20 protein-coding genes are annotated in these 16409 nt (G+C 55.2%); 14 read left to right on the plus strand and 6 right to left on the minus strand.

What is annotated here, in order from left to right:
* Window positions 1-16 precede the first annotated feature (16 nt).
* From rhuM (PGS25_RS12880) to PGS25_RS12895, 4 genes are read left to right on the plus strand one after another with little or no spacing between them, the layout of a single operon-like run.
* Entirely contained in the window at window positions 17-373 is a 357-nt protein-coding gene (rhuM, locus tag PGS25_RS12880) for a RhuM family protein (protein WP_270419000.1), read from the plus strand.
* A complete protein-coding gene (gene rhuM / locus PGS25_RS12885) occupies window positions 300-590 on the plus strand; it encodes a RhuM family protein (protein WP_270418965.1) in 291 nt (96 codons plus the stop codon). The genes rhuM (PGS25_RS12880) and rhuM (PGS25_RS12885) overlap by 74 nt, the downstream gene beginning before the upstream one ends.
* Before the next feature lie 2 nt (window positions 591-592).
* A complete protein-coding gene (locus tag PGS25_RS12890) occupies window positions 593-2749 on the plus strand; it encodes a stage V sporulation T C-terminal domain-containing protein (protein ID WP_270418966.1) in 2157 nt (718 codons plus the stop codon).
* A 16-nt stretch (window positions 2750-2765) separates the two neighbouring features.
* A complete protein-coding gene (locus tag PGS25_RS12895; RefSeq protein ID WP_270418968.1) occupies window positions 2766-2945 on the plus strand; it encodes a hypothetical protein in 180 nt (59 codons plus the stop codon).
* A gap of 265 nt (window positions 2946-3210) precedes the next feature.
* Here PGS25_RS12895 and PGS25_RS12900 read toward each other — a convergent pair whose 3' ends face one another.
* Entirely contained in the window at window positions 3211-3834 is a 624-nt protein-coding gene (locus PGS25_RS12900) for a peptidase C39 (protein WP_270418970.1), read from the minus strand.
* Between the two features lie 158 nt (window positions 3835-3992).
* Between PGS25_RS12900 and PGS25_RS12905 the strand changes: the two genes are divergently transcribed.
* The 5 genes from PGS25_RS12905 (at window position 3993) to PGS25_RS15770 (ending at window position 7170) form a co-directional block, all read left to right on the plus strand.
* Complete coding sequence (locus PGS25_RS12905; RefSeq protein WP_270418972.1) at window positions 3993-4649, plus strand: ABC transporter ATP-binding protein; 657 nt, start codon at window positions 3993-3995, stop codon at window positions 4647-4649.
* A gap of 84 nt (window positions 4650-4733) precedes the next feature.
* On the plus strand, window positions 4734-5222 hold the full coding sequence (locus tag PGS25_RS12910; protein WP_270418974.1) for a deoxycytidylate deaminase: 489 nt from the start codon (window positions 4734-4736) through the stop codon (window positions 5220-5222).
* A 23-nt stretch (window positions 5223-5245) separates the two neighbouring features.
* Window positions 5246-5884 (plus strand): aminoacyl-tRNA hydrolase, encoded by a 639-nt coding sequence (gene pth, locus PGS25_RS12915; RefSeq protein WP_270418975.1) that lies wholly within the window; start codon window positions 5246-5248, stop codon window positions 5882-5884.
* 13 nt (window positions 5885-5897) lie between these two features.
* Window positions 5898-6314 carry a flavodoxin gene (locus PGS25_RS12920; protein ID WP_270418977.1) on the plus strand — a complete coding sequence of 139 codons (417 nt, stop codon included), beginning with the start codon at window positions 5898-5900 and terminating at the stop codon, window positions 6312-6314.
* 16 nt (window positions 6315-6330) lie between these two features.
* Window positions 6331-7170, plus strand: a complete 840-nt coding sequence (locus PGS25_RS15770; protein WP_442865303.1) for a GIY-YIG nuclease family protein — start codon at window positions 6331-6333, stop codon at window positions 7168-7170.
* A gap of 98 nt (window positions 7171-7268) precedes the next feature.
* Here PGS25_RS15770 and PGS25_RS12935 read toward each other — a convergent pair whose 3' ends face one another.
* From PGS25_RS12935 to PGS25_RS12950, 4 genes are all read right to left on the minus strand, one after another.
* A complete protein-coding gene (locus tag PGS25_RS12935) occupies window positions 7269-7490 on the minus strand; it encodes a hypothetical protein (protein ID WP_118286113.1) in 222 nt (73 codons plus the stop codon).
* A gap of 1 nt (window position 7491) precedes the next feature.
* A complete protein-coding gene (gene secG, locus PGS25_RS12940) occupies window positions 7492-7728 on the minus strand; it encodes a preprotein translocase subunit SecG (RefSeq protein ID WP_110436055.1) in 237 nt (78 codons plus the stop codon).
* A gap of 137 nt (window positions 7729-7865) precedes the next feature.
* Window positions 7866-8375: a hypothetical protein gene (locus tag PGS25_RS12945; RefSeq protein WP_270418978.1), complete on the minus strand. Its 510-nt coding sequence runs from the start codon at window positions 8373-8375 to the stop codon at window positions 7866-7868.
* A gap of 16 nt (window positions 8376-8391) precedes the next feature.
* Entirely contained in the window at window positions 8392-9312 is a 921-nt protein-coding gene (locus PGS25_RS12950; RefSeq protein WP_270418979.1) for a nucleotidyltransferase family protein, read from the minus strand.
* A gap of 284 nt (window positions 9313-9596) precedes the next feature.
* Between PGS25_RS12950 and pyk the strand changes: the two genes are divergently transcribed.
* From pyk to PGS25_RS12965, 3 genes are all read left to right on the plus strand, one after another.
* The gene (gene pyk, locus PGS25_RS12955; protein WP_270418980.1) at window positions 9597-11048 is read left to right on the plus strand and encodes a pyruvate kinase; all 1452 of its coding nucleotides are present in this window, start codon (window positions 9597-9599) and stop codon (window positions 11046-11048) included.
* Between the two features lie 4 nt (window positions 11049-11052).
* Complete coding sequence (locus tag PGS25_RS12960; protein WP_270418981.1) at window positions 11053-12243, plus strand: LCP family protein; 1191 nt, start codon at window positions 11053-11055, stop codon at window positions 12241-12243.
* A gap of 123 nt (window positions 12244-12366) precedes the next feature.
* On the plus strand, window positions 12367-13614 hold the full coding sequence (locus PGS25_RS12965) for a M16 family metallopeptidase (protein WP_270418982.1): 1248 nt from the start codon (window positions 12367-12369) through the stop codon (window positions 13612-13614).
* Here PGS25_RS12965 and PGS25_RS12970 read toward each other — a convergent pair.
* Window positions 13611-14006, minus strand: a complete 396-nt coding sequence (locus PGS25_RS12970; protein ID WP_118360983.1) for a CBS domain-containing protein — start codon at window positions 14004-14006, stop codon at window positions 13611-13613. The genes PGS25_RS12965 and PGS25_RS12970 overlap by 4 nt on opposite strands.
* 309 nt (window positions 14007-14315) lie before the next feature.
* Here PGS25_RS12970 and PGS25_RS12975 point away from each other — a divergent pair, with 309 nt between their 5' ends.
* Both PGS25_RS12975 and PGS25_RS12980 read left to right on the plus strand, forming a co-directional pair.
* Entirely contained in the window at window positions 14316-15329 is a 1014-nt protein-coding gene (locus PGS25_RS12975; protein WP_270418983.1) for an ABC transporter substrate-binding protein, read from the plus strand.
* A 518-nt stretch (window positions 15330-15847) separates the two neighbouring features.
* Window positions 15848-16369: a CarD family transcriptional regulator gene (locus PGS25_RS12980; RefSeq protein WP_270385656.1), complete on the plus strand. Its 522-nt coding sequence runs from the start codon at window positions 15848-15850 to the stop codon at window positions 16367-16369.
* Window positions 16370-16409: the final 40 nt, after the last annotated feature.

Genomic DNA, 16409 nt, shown 5'->3' on the forward strand with positions numbered 1-16409 from the left:
ATTTACGGATGGTGAACTGGACAAGGATTCAGTTACCGAGAAATTCTCGGTAACTGCCGCAGACGGTAAAAACTATCAGACACAGCATTATAACCTTGATGCCATTATCGCAGTCGGCTACCGGGTCAATTCCAAGAAAGCGACCCGATTCCGCCAGTGGGCGACTAAAACGCTCAAGGAGTACATCCAGAAAGGCTTTGTACTTAATGATGAGATGATGAAAAACGGCCATCCATTCGGTAAGGATTACTTTGACGAGTTGCTGGAACGTATCCGTGAGATTCGCGCCAGTGAGCGCCGTGCATATCAGAAAACTGTCGCGTCTGAATCGGCTCGTTACCATGTTTATCGACTATGCAGAACTGATGGCTGAGGACGAACAGCTGATGTCCATGCAGGACTGGCTGGACGAAACCGACCGTTTCCTGGCGAACAACCGCCGCAAAGTGCTGAATAACAAGGGACATATTTCGCGTGACGCAGCAGTGAAAAAGATCAGCGGTATTTACGAGGAGTTCCGCAAGAAGCAGGATGCCGCGTACATTTCCGAGTTTGACCGTCAGACCGAGCGATACCTCAAGGGGGAATAACCATGACCGAAACCTTTAACATAGCGGGCTACACCCGCATTTCCGTAGATGATGAGCTTGACCGCGACAACGTATCCATCGAGAACCAGAAAGCCATCATCGAGGACTTCGTAAAAACGCAGTTCCCGGGCAGCAGCCTGACCTTTTTCGAGGATCGCGACCGCTCAGGCTACACGTTTGAGCAGCGCGAGGGCTATCAGGAGATGCGCCGCGGCTTGATGAGCCACAAGTACGATATCCTCATCATCAAGGACTTTTCCCGATTCTCCCGCCGCAACAGCCGCGGATTAGTGGAACTCGAAGACTTGCGTGATGCAGGTGTCCGCATCATATCCATCGGCGACGGCATTGACTTTCCGAACGACGATGACTGGCTGAAAATCCAGTTTCAGTTCCTCGTCAACGAAATGCCGGTCACGGATACCTCGCGCAAGGTGCGAAACGTCATCAAACGGCGGCAGGCGGACGGCAAATGGCTGTGTGCCGCGCCGTATGGCTACATCATCAACAATCAGCAGCAGTTTGAGATTGTACCGACCGAGGCGGAAACCGTCCGCCAGATTTTTCATCTGTACAACGACGAGGGCTGGGGCTACAAGAAAATCGCGAACCACCTGACCGAGCAGGGCATTCCGACGCCGCGCATGTCCGAGTGCATGCGCAAGGAAGCGGAGGGCAAGCAGGTGACGCGAAAAGCCAAGGCTGCATGGGCGATCGTCACCGTACAGGGCATCCTCGACAACGATTTCTATATCGGCACACTGCGCCAGGGCAAGTTTACACGGGCAAAGATCAACGGCAAGGATGTGCGGCGAGACGAAGACGAGCAGATCGTCATCGAGAACCACCATCAGCCGATCATCGACTACCGCACGTTTGCGACCACCCGTGCTCTGCGGGAGAAGCGCACGCGCTCGAACTACCGTGGTATCAAGAAGTACGATAACGTCTACTCAGGCTTCCTTGAGTGCGGCGACTGCGGCGCACCGATGTTCTCGATGAGCCGTTCGGACATCGCTCCGGCGTATACCTGCGGCACTTACCATCGCCGCGGACGAGCGGGCTGCACCAGCCACCATATCCGCGTGGACAAGCTGGACGAGCTTATGCGTCTGTACATCCGCCGTGTGATGGACGGCTCTGCGGAGATGCTCGACAGGCTGAACGCGGAACTGGCCCGCGAGGATAATCAGATTGTGGAAACCGAGCAGTCGGCGGACAATCTGGCCGAGGTGCTGGACGACATGACGGCAGAACTCAAGGCTACCAAGCGGCAGCGTATCCGCGACATTATGAAGCACCCGGAGAACGAGGAAACGCTGGGCGATCTTTATGACGAAATGGAAGCTGAGCTGCAAAGCAAGATCAACGGTCTGAATCACCAGATCGAACTGCTGTCCAGCAAACGCAACACGATCATCGAGGTCAACCGCACGGCCAAGACCGCACTTGAAGTATTCGATGATCTGCTGCACAAGCCCAAGATGGAGCGCAATGATCTGGAACTCATGATAGACAAGATCACGGTTTACGAGGATCATCTGGAAGTACATCTGCAAAGTGACATTGACGCGCTGCTGCAGAGCACGAGAGAGGAGAACGTCGTAAATTTTAATTCAGGCATCGAAAACAGCGAAAAATGCCGTATTGTCCAGCGTTCGCGCAATCAGAAGGACAAAGTTTTCGATGTCAATGTTATCAGCGGCGGTGACCCGTTAGAAATCTATACCGACCGCGACGGCGAAGTGATTTTCAAGAAATACTCTCCGATGGGAGAGATGGGCGCGGTATCCGCCGAGCTGGCGGAGGCTATGGCGCGTACAGCGGGCATGAGCTGTGCCATCTGCGACAGGGATGCGGTGATTGCGGCAGCAGGCGGTGCGAAAAAGGATATTCTGGAGCGGAGTATTTCATCCGAGCTGGAGCAGCTGATGGAACGCCGCGAATGTTACGAACGCGGTGTGGACGAGCAGCCGGAGGTGCTTATCTCCTCTCAGGACGGCTGCGCGGTGGTTGCGGCGGCGCCAATCATCACAGACGGCGATGTCAGCGGCTGTGTCGCGTTTGTCAGCGAAAAAGAGGACGAAAAGGCGGATGAGGTGCTGCTCAAGCTGTGTCAGTCGGCGGCGCAGTTTTTGTCCAAACGCATTGCAGTGTGAAAGGAGCGTTCTCTATATGTACAGGCACGATCACAAAGAGCGTGAGCCAAAGGCCTTCCCGCAGTACGACGATGCGGCGCATATTGACTCGGCAGCAGTGGCCGAGCTGCCGCCGTGGGAGCAGACACGCGAGCCGAAAGGCGATCCCAAAGCAACGGCCTACACGGAGAAATACTGTGAGGAGCAGCAGAAATGAAAACGGCGGAGGCTGTCATGAAACTACAGCTTCGCCGACAAGCGGGAACGGGTCGTGGGCCGTTCCAAAGTTGTCCGAAAGTTCCCATACGGTAACTTTCTCCCTATAGAAGTCAAAAAAGTCAGGTACACGCCCTGACTTTTTTGGCATTTGCAAGTAAATGCTATTTAACGCGCGCTGTCGCGCGGATTATTTGAAATGGCAGGGATATAACTTTTTATAGACTGAAACGGCGGAACGATATAAATCGTTCCGCTGTTTGGCGTTAAATCATGTATTCGATGGTATTCTCTGCCGTCAGGCGCGTCTGGTCATTAAACAGGAGAATGGCTTCGCGGGTGTCAATCTCGCCAAGCGCGTAAACCTCGTGGGTTGCACGCTCGAAGCAGGGGCGAGGCACGAGCCGGTTGTATTCGCACGGGTGGTCGTACACCATCTGCACGCCGTCCGTATCGAGCGGCTGATCAAGATAATACGGGTCGAACACGCGCACCATGTCGTTTTCGTCAATGCCGGTGAGCGTCACATAGTGCTCTCCGTCGAAGTGCAGGCGCACCACGGCAGCGCCGCCGCAGCGGAGTGCATCGCGCAGACGGCTGTTCTGCCCGAAATTCACCGCCGGACCGGACAGATACTGCGTGGAGATGTGCAGGCGGCCGATCTTGCCAAAGCCGTTCAGCCAGTTGCTGAGGAACATCATCGCCGCACAGGAGGTGCCGCTTTTGCCGCTTACGCCGTCCGAGCCGTAGCAGTCCAGACAGTACAGCATGATGCTGCGGACAGCCTCCGGCGGGATATCCTCGCGCTCAAACAGAAATGCGAGCGCGTTGAGCATGGAGGTTGGACCGCAGTCATATTCGGAAAGCTGGTAGCGCAGCGGATTTTTCATAGGGGAGCCTTCTTTCGCGTGATGTATTCCTATCGGATTACTATATAATAGTAAGGTCAATGCCGATCAATGTCAATACAAATTTGCGGAAAGCGCATATTCATGGTATGATAAGTATGCTTCCTGCCAAAGATAGGGTGGGAAGGAGTGAATCGGCATTGCTAAAACTGATTCATGCGAGTAAAATATATGCTAAGAACGGTATTTGTGCGCTGAATGCAGTCGATTTGACCGTGCAGGACGGTGACTATATTTCGGTGACCGGTGCATCCGGCTCGGGTAAAAGCACACTCATGCACATTCTGGGTCTGCTGGACAGCCTGTCCGACGGCGAATACCTGCTCGATGGAGCAGCAGTCGCGCATTTGCCGGCAAAACAGCGGGCGCGTCTGCGCAGTGAGAAGATCGGCTTTGTGTTTCAGCAGTTCCGGCTGCTGACGGGCATGACAGCACTGGAAAATGTTGCGCTGCCGCTGGCGCTACAGGGCGTTCCGCGGCATGAGCGGAGCGAACGCGCACTGGCGGTTCTGGAGCGGGTTAGCCTGTCTGATCGGGCGAATCACAGACCGCACCAGCTTTCCGGCGGACAGCAGCAGCGGGTGGCGATCGCACGGGCGGTCGTGACAGAACCGTGCGTGATTCTGGCGGATGAGCCGACCGCAGGACTGGATCCTGACGCGGCGGACAGCGTGCTGGAGCTGTTTGACCGATTGCACCGGTCGGGGCATACGCTGGTGCTCATCACACACGATGAGCGGGCAGCGCAGTGCGCCGCAAGGCGGATGTATCTTGAAAATGGGTGCATTTTCGGGTGAGATAATCCGACACCGGATAATCAGTGCATGAAAATAACGCAATCAAACCTAACAGGTTTTCCTATATAGAAGGAGGAAACAGAAATGGACCGTCGGGACAAAACAAACTACTACCTCGACATGGCGCAGGTTGCGCTTGAGCGCGGAACCTGTCTGCGCCGCAACTTTGGCGCGGTCATCGTCAAGAACGATGTCATCGTATCCACCGGCTACAACGGTGCGCCGAGAGGTCGTGCCAACTGCATCGACATCGGCACCTGCATTCGTCAGAAGATGGGCATTCCGCGCGGCGAAAGATACGAATTCTGCCGCTCGGTGCATGCGGAGATGAACGCCATTATTGCCGCTCCGCGTGACCAGATGATCGGCGCGACACTGTACCTGGTCGGCCGCGATATGTCCACCGGAAAGATCATGTCGGACGCAAACTCCTGCACGATGTGCAAGCGCCTCATCATCAACGCGGGCATTGAGAAGGTGGTTATCCGCCGTGATGTGGATACATACGACACTGTGAACGTGCACGACTGGGTGGAGAATGACGACACGCTCGGCAGCAACATGGCATACTAAACAGACATCGGAGAGAGAAAAATATGTCAATATTCGATATTTTTAAGAAGTTGGATGAAGAAAAAGCCGCAAAGGCATCCCAGCCGATCGAGTGGATCGTGGTCGGACTGGGCAATCCGGGCGCGAAGTACGACAACACCCGTCACAATGCGGGTTTCCGTGCGCTTGAGGGTTACTGCGCCCGCAGCGGACAGAAGATCGACCGCATGAAGTTCAAGGCACTGGCGGGTGAGGGTATGCTCGGCGGCAAGCGCGTGCTGTTTCTCAAGCCGCAGACCTTTATGAACCTGTCCGGCGAGGCGGTTCGTGACGCGGCCTCGTTCTACAAAATCCCGCCGGAGCACGTTATCGTGCTGTCGGACGATGTGTCACTCGACGTGGGCACGCTGCGCGTGCGCGCAAAGGGCTCGGCAGGCGGACAGAACGGCCTGAAAAACATTATCTATCATCTGAACAGCGAGGACTTCCCGCGCGTGAAGATCGGCGTCGGCAAAAAGCCGCGTCCGGATTACGATCTGGCGGCGTGGGTGCTTGGCAAGTTCCCGGCGGAGGATCAGAAGGCTATCGACAAGACGTGCGAGGACGCAGTGAACGCGGCTGCCTGCATCATCGCGGAGGACTGTGCCGCTGCCGCGCAGAAATTCAACGGAAAACGCATCTAAGGAGTTGGTTTTGATGAAAACCGCAGTAGCATATTACTCGCTCGGCGGCACAACACGGTCATACGCCCGCGCGGAAGCCAAGGCGCGGAACGCCGATTTGATCGAGCTTACGCCGAAAACGCCGTACAACCGATTCACCGCGTTTGTGCGCGGCTGCTTGGAGGCTGTCAAGCAGAAGGCGGTCGCGCTGGACGGCATGCCGCTGTTTGTCGGCTATGACAAAGTGGTGCTGATGGCGCCGGTCTGGGCGGGCTATCCCGCGCCGCCGTTCAACAGCGCGGTGGAACTGCTGCCGCCCGGTACGGAGGTCGAAGTAATACTGGTTTCCGGCAGCGGCAACAGTGAAAAAAGCAAGGCGAAAGTACGTTTGCAGATCAAAAAACGCGGCTGTACGCTCACGGCGCAGCGTGACATCCGGGCCAGTCGATGAGCGGAAAGGATATGCGATGAAAGGGTATACCTATGTGCTCCGCTGTGCGGATGATACGCTGTACTGCGGCTGGACGAACGATCTGACGGCTCGGCTGGCAGCGCACAACAGCGGAAAAGGTGCGAAATACACGCGCGGACGCGGCCCGGTGACGCTGGTGTACAGCGAAATGTTCGACACGCAGAGCGAGGCCATGCAGCGCGAAGCGGCAATTAAAAAGCTCACGCGGCCGCAGAAGCAGGCGCTGATTGACAGTCAGAACGGCGGAGAACTGCTCACTGTTTACGATGCAGACGGACGCGCCTGCGGAGAACGCCCGCGGGCCGTCGTGCATGCGCAGGGGCTGTTCCACCATGTGTGCCACCTGTGGGTGGTCGGTAAGCGGGATGGTGTGTGCGGCATCTGGCTGCAGCAGCGGCAGTTTGACCGGCCGCTGTTTCCGGGTGGGTTCGACCTGACTTCGACCGGACATATCGACCCGGGCGAAACGCCGCAGACCGCTGTTCTGCGCGAAGCGCGGGAGGAGAGCGGACTGCAGCTGACAGCAGCCGACCTGATCGACGGCGGCAGTTATCGTCAGCGCTACTCGCGCGGCGAAGTCGGCTTTGATGATGAGTTGGCGTATACATTTCTGGCGCGTATCGACGGCATTCCACCGTTTCAGCCGGGACCCGAGGTCGCACAGATGATGTTCGTGCCGCTGACCGACTTTGCGGGCGCGCAGGAGAACGGTGCATCTCTCTTCGGGCATACTGCAGAGGGCGAAAACGTGGAAATCCCGCATGATTCGTTGTGCTGCCTGCATGCGGACGAGTGGCAGGGCGCGAAGCCGTATATCGAGGCGGTTTTTGCGTAAAAAAGAACAGCCGCCTTCCACTTGACAATGGAAGACGGCTGCCCGATTTACTTGACATTTTTCAAAACAAAAAGCTGTCCGAAAGGACAGCTTTTGCTTTACTTGCTGAGTGCGCCGATGATGATATTGACGATCAGGCTGACCGCGGCTGCGATCGCGTAGATCGTGCTTTGCTGACGGCACGCCTTGGCCTTGGGATCATCCTGTTTGTCCTCCTGCTCACTGCGTCCGCAGATCATGCCGTAGCGGATCTGCTGCAGGACTGTCAGCGCGGCGAACGCGGCAAACAGCAGCAGGAGCAGTCGCTGAACCGTCTGCATCTTAGTGGATGAGGTTCAGGACGATTGCAATGATGACGAAAACAACGCCAACAATCGAGGTCAGACGAGCAAAGATACGGTCGGATGCGCTTGCCTTGCCGGAGCCGTAGAAGGTGTCTGCGGAGCCGGATACAGCGCCCAGACCCTGCTGTGCACCATGCTGGAGCAGAACAACAACGATCAGGAACAGGCTTGCAACGATCATGATGACCGAGAGAGCGATTTGTGCGGTAGTCATAGGTAATTTCCTCCACTGCTTTTCATTTTTCTTATCGCGCATAACGAGACTATGCGCGCAATATGCGTACATGATACTATATCATATTAAATGTACTTTTTCAAGAGGTTTTCCGTATTTTCATCCGGGAATTTGTCTCAGACAAGCGGCTGGAGAATGTTTTTCAGCGAATCGCCCATGCGGTTGGTGTGCACCTTGTGCGTATCAAGATCCACGACCGCCAGACGGATGGACGACCAGCCGTGCTTGCCGCTCTGGTATTTGCGCTCGTCGGACAGCTTTTTCAGCTTTTTGAGCACGGATTTGTCAGTCTCGCCGGCGGCAAGAATGACCGAAAGCAGCGAAAAATCGTGGTTTTCGTCCGGCTTTACCAGCTCGGCGCTGACCTGCTGCGCGTATTGCCACCAGTCATCAAGCGTCTGCTCATCGAGCGAGGGCACGGCGAACAGCAGACGGTATTCGTGTGCGTGGCTCGTGCCGCCGGTCGGCATCAGACCGAGGATTTTGCGGGGCGTGCGGGAGTTGAAAACGCTCAGCAGCGCCGCCATTCGGCCGGAAACCTGCACGTTCTGCTGGGAACGGAAATGCGGATCCTGCCCGTTCAGCAGCTTGTCGCGCAAGGCAACAAATTCAGTAGAAAAGTCCATAAACAGCCTCGCTTTTTTACAGATCGGCGGGATAATCGCCGCTTTCCGTCATAGCTGCAACGGCAGCGCAGATAGTCGGCTTGTCCTCGCGGTAGGTGACGCCGTACCAGCGGGAATCCGTGGTGAGTACCTTTGCGGTCGCCTTTCCGTCCTTGATGAGCGCGTCCACCGCAAACGGCAGATAATACTCCGCCTTCATCGGATTGTTCGGCAGCTTGCCTGCGAAAAACTCACGCAGGCCGTCATCAAGCGAGGGCAGGAAGGAAGGGGTGAATCCCCAGAGGTTGAGCGACACCGGCGTGCCGGGCGCAATCTCACCGGCGGGTGCATCGCCGTCCGCATCGTAGCGGATGACGCCGTCCGCATCGCGGTGAATGGCGGTGCGTTCAATGATGTGTGCGAGCAGACCGTTTTCGTCTGCGGTGCATACGCCGCGGGAGACCGTGCCGTTTTCGGTGAGCGTGTTCTCGACCTGATAGCCGACCATGCAGTAACGGAATTTGTCGTCATCCTGCGCGGAAGCGAGATAATCATACATTTTGCGGAATGCATCTGCGCCGTAGAAGTCATCCGCGTTGATAACGGCGATCGGGCAGCCGGCAGTCAGCTCCTTTGCACACCACACGGCATGCGCGGTGCCGAGCGGCTTCTCACGGCCTTCCGGTGCGGTCAGGCCGTCCGGCAGATTGTCGAGTGTTTGATAAGCATAGTCCACCTGCATGAAGCGGCGCGCCTTTTTGCCGATGGCGTTCTCGAATGCCTCGTGCAGCTCGGGACGGATGATGAATACCACGCGGTCAAAGCCTGCACGGTGTGCATCGTAGATGGAATAATCGAGCAGAATCTGTCCGTTCGGACCGATCGGGTCGATCTGCTTGAGTCCGCCGTAGCGCGAGCCCATACCTGCCGCCATGATCACCAAAACCGGATTTGCCATAGTCTATATCCTCCTAAAGAACCTTATCTATTTATAATAAATAAAGCATTTCATTCATGTTTTTCATACTCTCAAACGGGAATACTCCTTTATTATACAAGAGCGTATCATAAAACACAAGATGTTTGCGGTGCAGGTCTGCTTTTTTGTCGAAAAGCATGAAAATCCGAATGGGGTTCGGGTGACGATTGCAAAGTGACGGGAAAACTGCTAAAATAAAGACCGTATACGTATAGAGAATTTTATTATTAAAACCATATTGTTATAGAGAGGAATATGTTTCGATGCGCAAAACGAAGATTATCTGCACGCTTGGTCCCGCAACTGATGCTGTACTGCCCGAGATGATCAAGGCAGGCATGAATGTTGCCCGTATGAACTTCAGCCACGGCTCTCACGAGGAGCACAAGGCTCGCATGGACGCCGTTAAGGCAGCCCGCAAGGAGCTTGGCATGCCGGTCGGCATTATGCTGGATACCAAGGGTCCGGAGATCCGTACCAAGACCTATAAGGACGGCAAGATCGAGATTGTTGAGGGTCAGGAGTTTACGCTGACCACCCGCGATATCGAGGGTGACAACACCATCGTTTCCATCACCTACGAAGGCCTGCCGAACGACGTTCAGCCGGGCACCCGCATCCTGATCGACGATGGTCTGGTTGCATTCGAGGTCGAGGAGATCAAGAACGGCACCGACATTGTGTGCAAGGCGCTCAACGGCGGCCCGCTCTCCAACCGCAAGTCCATCAACGTACCGGGCATCAAGCTGAACATGAAGTTCGTTTCCGATAAGGACCGTGAGGATATTGAGTTCGGTCTGTCTCAGGACATCGACTTTATCGCTGCTTCCTTCACCCGTTCCGCACAGGACGTCCGCGACATCAAGGAGATCCTCAAGGCACACGGCAAGGAAGATGTTGAGATTATCTGCAAGATCGAGAACATGGAAGGCGTAAACAACGTACCGGAGATTCTCGACGAGGCAAACGGCATCATGGTAGCCCGCGGCGACCTTGGCGTTGAGGTTCCGTTTGAGGATCTGCCGGAGATTCAGAAGTCCATCATCAAGACCTGCATTTCCCGCGGCAAGCGCGTTGTAACCGCTACCCAGATGCTCGAGTCCATGGCTAAGAACCCGCGCCCGACCCGTGCAGAGGTTTCCGACGTTGCAAACGCTGTTTACGACGGCACCTCCGCTATCATGCTGTCCGGTGAGACCTCTGTCGGCAAGTATCCGGTAGAGACCGTTCGCACCATGAGCCGCATCGCAGAGAACGCAGAGAAGACCATCCACTACGACCGCCGCCGTGTAACCCGTCTTGAGTTCCAGAACATGAATGTAGACGGCGACATGAAGACGCTGGCAATCTCGCACGCAACCTGCTCTACCTCCGCTGATCTGGGCGTTAAGGGCATTGTAGCGTTCACTGAGTCCGGTTCTACCGCTCGCGCTGTATCCACCTACCGTCCGGGCGCGCCGATCATCGCCGCTACCCCGAACGAAAAGACCTTTAACCGCCTGACCATGTCCTGGGGCGTAAAGCCGATTCTGGTTGAAAAGCGCCCGCAGTCCGGCACTGAGCTGTACCATCTGTCCGAGAAGGCAGCGGTAACTGCGCTCGATCTGCGCGTTGGCGACGTTATCACCATCACCGCAGGTATGCCGGTAGGCGAGGTTTACTACACCAATACCCTGCGTGTACACGAACTGACCGAGAAGTCTTTCGAGGACTAACACTATGTCTTTCAAACGCTTGCAGCGTGCATTGTTCCGCACGATGGCCGCTGTTGTGGCGCTGGCAATCCTGTTCTGCATCGGACTGTACGGCTACCGCACGATGTTCGGCTATACCTATGACTCCTCGCTGTCCGATGAAGATCTGGCGGCGAGCGTCACAGCGGACGAAAATATTACGAATATTGCATTGTTCGGTCTGGATACCCGCGAGGGCGACAAGCAGAGCCATTCGGACTGCATGATGATCGTCACCGTGGACAACACGCGCGGCAAGATCAAGCTCATCAGCCTGATGCGCGATTCTCTGGTAGATATCGACGGCTACGGTGAGGACAAGCTGAATGCGGCGTATTTCCGCGGCGGTCCCAGTCTGGCTATCCGCACCATCAACGAGAATTTCGGCACGGATATCAAGGATTACGTTGCCGTAGACTTCGAGCAGCTGGTGCAGATCGTAGACGCGATCGGCGGCGTGGACATCGACGTGCAGAACGATAACGAGCTGAAGGAGCTCAACCGTGTCATCAAGGACTACGGCACAGAGCGGGGCAAGGAGTTCTCCGGCGTGGAGAAGACCGGCCTGCAGACGCTGGACGGCGTGCAGGCGCTGTGCTACGGCCGTATCCGCAAGGGCGACACCGGCGATGACTGGGCACGCGTGGAGCGTCAGAGCGTTGTGCTGAACGCCATCTTCACCAAGCTGCAGAGCGCAAGCGCCACCGAGCTGATCGGCAGCATGCGCAAGCTGGTTCCGTATGTTACGACCTCGCTTTCGCCGACTGATATGGCGTCGCTGATCGTCGGCGCGGTCAAGAACGGCATTCCGACACTTGAGCACACCCGTATTCCGGTGGATGGCGAGTGGAGCTATTCCGGTAATTCCAGCGAGTTTATCACCTACGATCTGGACGTTGCAGCCGACCATATCCACGCATACATCTATGATGACGCGGATATCGGCAGCGGCACGACCGACGATGATACCGGTACGGACAGCAAGTCCGATACGGATACCGGGACGGATACGACCGATTCGTCCAAGCGCACGGATACCAAGTCGAATACCACTGCGGTGGACCCGGAATCCCTTGTGGAGGAAGGCGGCTGGTACGATTCCGACACCGGTGACTATTATGATTGCGATGGTGACCGATACAGTCTGGACGAAAACGGGAATAAGGTGTATTATTAAACTTGTGATCGTTAGAGAACGAAACAGGGGACATGACGACGATCATGTCCCCTGTTCTTATATGGGAATAAGTGCTATAAGAAATAGAGAGAAAGGGTACAAACAGAAAGCAGGTAAAAACCGATGTATGTAAAACGAATTCTCCCGAACGGTGTGCGTCTGATTACCGAACGGATCGACAACATGCGCACGGTGTCGGTCGGCATCTGGGTCGGCAACGGCAGCCGATACGAACCCGCAGAGCTCGGCGGCGTATCGCATTTCATCGAGCACATGATCTTCAAGGGCACAGAAAAACGCTCTGCCCGCCATATTGCAATCGCGATCGACGCATTAGGCGGGCAGGCGAATGCATTCACAGATAAGGAATGCACCTGCTACTATATGAAGGTTCTGGACAGCCGGCTGAAAAACGGAGTGGCTCTGCTGGCGGATATGTTCCTGCATTCCCGCTTTGCACAGGAGGATCTGGAGCTGGAGCGCGGTGTCGTTCTCGAGGAGATCGACATGTACGAGGATTCTCCGGAGGATGTCGCCATCGACAAGCTGTTCGAGCGCTGCTACGACGGTTCGGCACTCGGCCGCCCAATCCTCGGCACGGCGGAAACGCTCGAGCCGATGACCTCGGAAACACTGCACAAGTATATGCGCGAATATTACCGCCCGCAGGATACAGTTGTTGCGGTTTCCGGTCACTTTACCGATGATGATCTCGACTTTATCGAGGAGCTGTTCTCCGAGATGGAGGGCGAGGGCAAAAACGTTATCACACCGGCAGCCTACCAGCCGAGCCTGTTCCTGAGGGATAAGGAGATCGAGCAGAACCACCTGTGCCTGTCCTTTCCGGGCGTATCGCTTGTCAGCGAGGACCGCTTTACAATGAACCTGCTTAGCTCCATCCTTGGCGGCGGCATGTCGTCCCGCCTGTTCCAGAGCGTGCGCGAGCAGAACGGCCTGTGCTACTCCATCTACACGTTCACCACGCCGCATCTGGATACCGGCCTGCTGTCCATCTACACCGGTCTGGGACAGGAAACCGAGCGAAAGGCGCTCGATCTCATCCTGCGTGAACTCGATGAATTCTGCCAGAACGGCCCGGCGCCGGATGAACTGTCGCGCTGCCGTGAGCAGGTCAAGACAACGCTGCTCATGGGTCTGGAGAACACCGGCAACCGCATGATGACCATTGGCCGCAGCGAGCTGCTGCGCGGCGAGGTATCCAAGATCGAGGAAGTGCTCGATTCCTACGACAGTGTGACCGCAGATGATATCCTGAACCTTGCCCGCCGTGTGTTCGACCGCTCGAAGGCTTCTCTGGCCGTTGTCGGTCAGCCGGACAGCGAGGATACATATCGCGAACTGCTGCGCTAATTACCGAGCTGCTTGCACAGATAGGTGATCACATCCCGACGGGTGACAATGCCGCAGAAGATACCGCGTCCGTCCACTACAGGTACAAAATTCTGCGCTGTGACCAGATCGACCATATCCTCCATGCGTGCATCAATGCTTACCGAGCGGTGATGTATCCGCAGTTCAACCTGACCAACGGTCAGCTGTTCGAGGGTTTCCTTCGGGTAATGCAGCACCAGCCGCAGGAAATCACCTTCGGTGATCGTTCCGGCGTATTTGCCCTTGGCGTCTACCACCGGAATCGCTGTGAAGCCGCTGCGGAGCATGTCGTCAATGGCCTTTTGCACCGGGCAGCTTTCGGTTAAGTAGGAAACCTCTACCTTGGGTTTCAGGAAGAACGAAATATTCATAGTATCGCTCCTTAAAAATTGTAATATAAATCGTAGCAGAGCAGCACCGTGAAGCGGATTCACCGGTGCTGCTTTAGTTACCTCTATTGTACGATAGACAGGAGCGGCGGTCAACTGGAATTTGACATTCCTTACAGATTGTTAACAAATTGCAAAGTTGATATTGTAAAAAATGACGGATAGATAATTCTTATCGTAAGAAAATTAAACGGTATACTTGACTTGCACTCTTTTAACTGCTAAAATGATGAAGTAACAGAAGTGCAAAAGGTCTGTGAAAAGTAAAATTTGAACAAAGAAGGGTTTCCCATGAAGAAGAGATTACTCGCAGCGCTGATGGCTGGCGCCATGGCACTCACGATGACTGCCTGCGGCGGCAGCAGCTCCGGCAGCGATGACAGCAATGCAGCCTCCGGCAGCGATTCCGGTTCGGCTGGCAGCTACAAGGTAGGCATTGTTCAGCTGGTTCAGCACGAGGCACTGGATGCGGCTACGCAGGGTTTTCAGGATAAGCTGAAGGAGCTGGTTGAGGCTGACGGCGGTTCGGTTGAATTTGATCCGCAGAATGCTTCCGGCGAGTCCGCAAACTGCACCACGATTGTAAACGGCTTTGTTTCCGAAGGCGTTGACCTGATCATGGCGAACGCTACCGCAGCACTGCAGGCAGCACAGGCCGGCACCTCTGATATTCCGATCCTCGGCACCTCGGTAACCGACTACGGCACCGCACTCGGCGTATCCGACTGGACCGGCAAGACCGGCACCAACATCTCCGGCACCACCGACCTTGCACCGCTCGACGGTCAGGCCGACATGCTCAAGGAGCTGTTCCCGGATGCCAAGAACGTAGGTCTGCTGTACTGCTCCGCTGAGCCGAACTCCAAGTACCAGATCGATACCATCAAGCCGCTGCTTGAGAAGCTGGGTTACACCTGCACCGAGTATGCGTTCACCGACTCCAACGACGTTGCTTCCGTAGCGCAGAAGGCTGCTGCGGCAAGCGATGTTATGTATATCCCGACCGATAACACCGCTGCTTCCTGCACCGAGGCAATTGCAAACGTTGTTATCCCGGAAAATATTCCGGTTATCGCAGGCGAGCAGGGTATCTGCAACGGCTGCGGCGTAGCTACCCTGTCGATCGACTACTACGAGCTGGGTCAGGCTACCGGCGAGATGGCTTACGAGATCCTCGCCAACGGCGCAAACCCGGGCGATATGGAAGTACAGTCTGCACCGAACTTCACGAAGATGTACAACAAGGCTAACTGCGAGAAGCTGGGCATCACCATTCCGGATGATTATACGGCAATCGAAGGCTAAAAGCTGAAACCCTCAGCACCGTACTTTATGTACGGTGCTGAGGCTGTCGAAAAACTCCGTTTTTCGACAGCCTCTCGATTGAAACCACGCTTTCAATCGAATCTTGACGAAAAGCCGCGCCCCACGGGCACAATTTTTCGTCCCTTGTATAATTCCCGAGGTACACAAGGTGAATTGCCGCATAGCGGCAAGAGAGGGTGGTCTGGACCACGCCCCCGGGAATTATGAATTTGCTGTGCAAATTCTATTTTATGCGTGCTGCCGCACGAAAAGTAAAAACGATAGATTGACTTTATCGACAGACTGAGCACCGTACTTTATGTACGGTGCTTTTTCATATGCAGGAGAAATTTTGCGCACGGACGTGCGGTTTTACAGCGAAAATATACGTCAAATTGCCGAAAAATGAGGAAAAGAGTAAATAAAACTTACAATTTGCAGGAAAATGTGCTATAATTATATCAGAAAAAGTGGATAACGGAAACAGAATGAAACACGATGTGTGAGGAGGCATCTTGATGTATCAGGCAGGAGAGTTCATTGTGTACGGAACCAACAGTGTGTGCCGGGTAGAGTCAATCGGCAAGCCGCCGTTCGAGACCGAGGAGGATAAGCTGTACTATACGCTGGTACCGGTAACGGGTACGGAGACCATCTATATTCCGACGGATTCGCCGGTGTTTACCCGTCCGGTGATCTCCCGCGAAAAAGCAGAGGAACTTATCAACTCTATTCCTGACATCGAAGAGGACCACTTTGTCTGTCACAGCGTCCGCATGGCGAATGAGCATTATCAGGCGGCACTGCAGAGCCACGACTGCGAGGAGCTTGTGCAGCTGATCAAGACGGTTTACGCCAAGTCGCGCCGGCACGGACGCCGTGTCAGTCAGGTCGATCAGCGCTACCGTAAGCGTGCCGAGGAACTGCTCAACAGCGAGCTTTCGGTTGCACTCGGTATTCCGCTCAAGGAAGTTCCGGCGTACATCAATCAGAAGATTGGCAAGCCGGAAAAAAAGGCGGCAAAGAAAACTGCAGAATAAATAGAAAAAGAGAGGCTTTGAAGCCTCTCTTTTTCAGTCT

It is taken from the genome of Butyricicoccus sp. AM78-15b2TA (genome assembly GCF_027665985.1).
In the GTDB taxonomy this organism is placed as follows: domain Bacteria; phylum Bacillota; class Clostridia; order Oscillospirales; family Butyricicoccaceae; genus Agathobaculum; species Agathobaculum butyriciproducens.